At 71.2% G+C, this 3,642-nt stretch carries 4 protein-coding genes; 2 read left to right on the top strand and 2 right to left on the bottom strand.

The window, feature by feature from the left end; genetic code table 11:
- Window positions 1-134: 134 nt before the first annotated feature.
- Entirely contained in the window at window positions 135-398 is a 264-nt protein-coding gene (locus tag Q7T15_RS08060) for an HPr family phosphocarrier protein (RefSeq protein WP_304695084.1), read from the bottom strand.
- Window positions 391-756, bottom strand: a complete 366-nt coding sequence (locus tag Q7T15_RS08055) for a hypothetical protein (protein ID WP_304695082.1) — start codon at window positions 754-756, stop codon at window positions 391-393. The genes Q7T15_RS08060 and Q7T15_RS08055 overlap by 8 nt, the downstream gene beginning before the upstream one ends.
- A gap of 169 nt (window positions 757-925) precedes the next feature.
- Between Q7T15_RS08055 and Q7T15_RS08050 the strand changes: the two genes are divergently transcribed.
- Window positions 926-2,842, top strand: coding sequence for a BglG family transcription antiterminator (locus tag Q7T15_RS08050; RefSeq protein WP_304695080.1), 1,917 nt, complete (start codon window positions 926-928; stop codon window positions 2,840-2,842).
- A gap of 56 nt (window positions 2,843-2,898) precedes the next feature.
- Window positions 2,899-3,642 (top strand): leucine zipper domain-containing protein (locus Q7T15_RS08045; protein ID WP_370689121.1); only part of this gene is annotated, 744 nt, incomplete at its 3' end.

Genomic DNA, 3,642 nt, shown 5'->3' with positions numbered 1-3,642 from the left:
CTCGGCCGGCGCGAGGGCGCTCGGCCGGTCGCTCGGGTCGGGCACGGGGTCGGGCATTCGCAGCACGGGGCCGACGGCGGTGCCGCGGCCGATGCCGACGCCGCGCATGAGGCTCGGGCGCGTCGAGGTGCCGCTCACGCGTCGTGGTCCTGCTCGAGGAAGGCGGCGAGCTCGGCGAGCACGTGCTCGTCGTCGTCACCCGTGACGGTCAGGGTCACCTCGTCGCCGTGCTCGATGCCGAGCGAGACGACGCCGAGGATGCTCGCGGCGTTGACGCTGCGCTCGCCCTTCTTCAGCTGCACCGCGCAGCCCGACTCGGTCACCGACTTCACGAACAGCGCGGCGGGGCGGGCGTGGAGCCCGTGGGCCGATGCGACGACGAGAGTGCGGTCAGCCATGGTGCTCTCCTTCGGAGGGGGCGGCGGTGGAGGGGGCGGCGCCAGTGGACGCGGCAGCAGGGGAAGCCATGAGGTGCGAGACGGCCGACGCGACGGCCTCGGGGCCGGTGCCGAAGGCGTCGAGGACGACGGCGGGCACGCGACCCTCGAGCGCCGAGGCGATCGAGTCGGCGCTGCCGGCGAGGTGGCGACCGAGGATCACGAGATCGAGGTCGGCGGCGCGGTCGGCCAGTTCGCCCATCGAGAGGGGCTCGACCCGCCAGTCGAGCGAGCGCTCGGCGATCGCGCCGCGGATCCCGCGGGCGAGGAAGGTGCTCGAGACGCCCGAACCGCAGACGACGGCGACCGTGCGGGTCATGAGCGCCTCCTCGCGATCGTGTGCGGAACGTACTCATGCTCGCCCGCGAGCGGCCGCGCCTCCAGCAGACTTCCTTCCCACCCCTGCGGAAGGCGCGCCGAGCATCCGCGCCGCCGCGACCGCCGCCGCGCCTGGCGCGTCCGACGCGCTGGTCTACAGTGAGCCGGACATGGCCGACAAGTACGAGCGGATGCTCGAGCTCCTGCTGCACGCCGACGACTGGGTGACCGCCACCGAGCTCGCGGAGCGCCTCGGCGTCACGACGCGGTCGGTGCGCAGCTACGTCGCCGCCGCGAAGACCGCCGCGCACCCGCTCGTCATCGTGACCGCGTCGACCTCCGGCTACCGCCTCAACAGAGAGGCCTACGCGGAGTTCCTCGCCGCGGGCCGCGGTCGCGGCACCACGATCGAGACCCCGCAGGCGCGCGTGCACCACCTCGTGCGGCGGCTGACCGACGCCGACGCGGGCCTCGACGCGTACGCACTGGCCGAGAGCCTCTACGTGAGCGACTCGACCCTCGAGGCCGACCTGCGCAAGGTGAAGGCGCTCGCGGAGGAGAGCGGGGCATCCCTTACCCGACGCGGCAGCACGATCGCGCTCGCCGGGTCGGAGGCCGCGAGCCGTCGCCTGCTCAGCCGCCTCCTCCAGAGCGAGAGCGCGCAGGGCGTGCTCGAGCTCGACGCGATCGAGAGCGAGTTCGGAGTCGACGGGCTCGGGGCGTTCAAGACCGAGCTCATCCAGGCGCTCGACGCCGATGGCTTCTTCATCAACGAGTACGGGATCGACGCGGTGATCCTGCACGTCGCGATCGCGGTCGAGCGCGCCCGGCGCGAGCTGCATCTGCCGCCGACGGCGACCTCGGCGACGTCCGCGACCGACGCGGCTCCCATCAACGCGGCCCTGCACCGGCTCATCCCCGACCACTTCGACATCGTCGTCACCGAGGCCGACGTCGAGTACCTCGCACGGCTGCTCACGACGCGCGTGATCGCGCCGGGCGCGGGCTCCGAGGGCGCGCCGCACGTCGACGAGGCCGACCTCGAGACCGTGCGCCGCATCGTCGACCTCGTGGCGGAGGAGTACCTCGTCGACTTCCGCGACGACGCGTTCATCGCGCGGCTCGCCCTGCACCTCGGCAACCTCGTGACGCGCGCTCGGGAGGACGCGCGCTCGCGGAACCCGCTCGCGCGCTCGATCAAGAGCTCGTACCCGCTCATCTTCGATATCGCCGTCTTCATCGCCTCGATCGTGCAGCGCGAGCGCGGCATCACGGTCGACGACGACGAGATCTCGTACATCGCGCTGCACCTCGGCTCGCACCTCGAGCGCGTCGCCCGCCGCGAGGAGCGCGTGACCGGCACGATCATCTGCCCGAGCTACTACGACCTGCACGCGATCCTGCGCAGGCGCATCGAGCGCGAGCTCGGGGCCGACCTGTCGATCGAGTTCGTCGTCACGCGCACCGACGTCGACCCGCGCGAGCTCACGAGCGACCTCGTGATCTCGACCATCCCCTCCCCCGCGCTGCGCGAGGGCGTCGTCGTCGTGCAGCCCTTCCTCACCGACGACGACATCGACGCGATCCGCCAGGCGATCTCGCGCGTGCGACGGCAGCGGCGCCGCCAGCGGATCACCGACGAGCTGCTGGAGTACTTCGACGCCGAGCTCTTCTTCGCCGAGCCCCCGGGCGACGACCCCGAGTCGATCATCCGCGGGCTCGGGGCATCGCTCGTGGCCGCGGGCATCGTCGACGACCGCTACGTCGAGGGCGCCCTCGAGCGCGAGCGCATGTCGTCGACCGCCTTCAGCGAGACCCTCGCGATGCCCCACGCCATGGGCCTCTCGGCCGCGCGCACCGCGATCGCCCTCGCGCTGTGCCCCACCCCCGTCGCGTGGGGGGATGCCCGGGTCTCGGTCGTGGCTCTCATCGCGTTCAGCCCCGAGGGCCGGGCGCGATTCCAGCCCCTGTTCGACCAGTTCGTCGACGTCTTCGCCTCGCGCCGCGAGGTCGGCGAGCTCGTGCGAGTCGGCGACGACTTCGCGAGCTTCATCGGCGAGCTCGCGCAGGTCATCGAGCGCCGCTAGGTGTACCCGGTCAGGACGTTGGTGACACAAGGCTGAAGAGAAGGCCTTCATTCTGAGTGGTGTCTAGACACTTCGAAGAGGAAGGCCTTCTCGTGGTCCACCGTAATGCGAGGCTGGCGCCTGCCGGTCGGATGATCCTGGTTCAACGGGTGCTGCAGGGCCGCCCGATCTCTCATGTCGCCAAAGAGCTCGGCGTCTCCCGGCAGTGCGCTCATCGGTGGGTTTCCCGGTTCCGAAGCCTGGGTGTCGCGGGCTTGATCGATCGCTCATCGCGGCCGCGCCAATCACCCGCCGCGACGCCCGCTTCGGTCGTGGGCGAGCTGATCGCGACGCGTCAGCTCGAACGGATCGGTCGGGATGAGTTGGCGGCGCGGTTCGCGGTGAGCGCCTCGACTGCATCGCGGATCATTGCCCGAGCCGGGCTGCCGCGTCTGCATGAGCTGGACCCGGTGACCGGGATCCGCATTCGTGCTTCCCGGACCACGCAGCTGCGTTACGAGCACGACAACCCCGGCGATCTGGTCCACATTGACGTGAAGAAGCTCGGTCGGCTCCCGGATGGCGGCGGGGGGAGGATCGATGGGCCCGCCGCCATCAGCCATGACCGCCACCGGGATCGAGCCCGGGGGCTGGGGTTCGACTATGTCCACGTCGCCGTCGATGACCACTCCCGGCTCGCGTTCGCGCAGATCCTGCCCGACGAGAAAGGCACCACCTGCGCGGCGTTCCTCACCGCGGCGGCGTCCTTCTTTGCTGAGCATGGCGTTGCGATCCGCGCCGTGATGACCGACAACGCCAAG

Origin of the sequence: Microcella sp., from assembly GCF_030645145.1 — a bacterium.
Taxonomy (GTDB): domain Bacteria; phylum Actinomycetota; class Actinomycetes; order Actinomycetales; family Microbacteriaceae; genus Microcella.
Note: the sequence above shows the minus strand (reverse complement) of the source record. Positions and strands in the feature narration are given on the sequence as shown.

Coding starts and splice junctions, on each gene's coding strand:
- Q7T15_RS08060 (WP_304695084.1), bottom strand. CDS start 398: ATGGCTGACCGCACTCTCGTCGTCGCATCGGCCCACGGGCTCCACGCC.
- Q7T15_RS08050 (WP_304695080.1), top strand. CDS start 926: ATGGCCGACAAGTACGAGCGGATGCTCGAGCTCCTGCTGCACGCCGAC.
- Q7T15_RS08055 (WP_304695082.1), bottom strand. CDS start 756: ATGACCCGCACGGTCGCCGTCGTCTGCGGTTCGGGCGTCTCGAGCACC.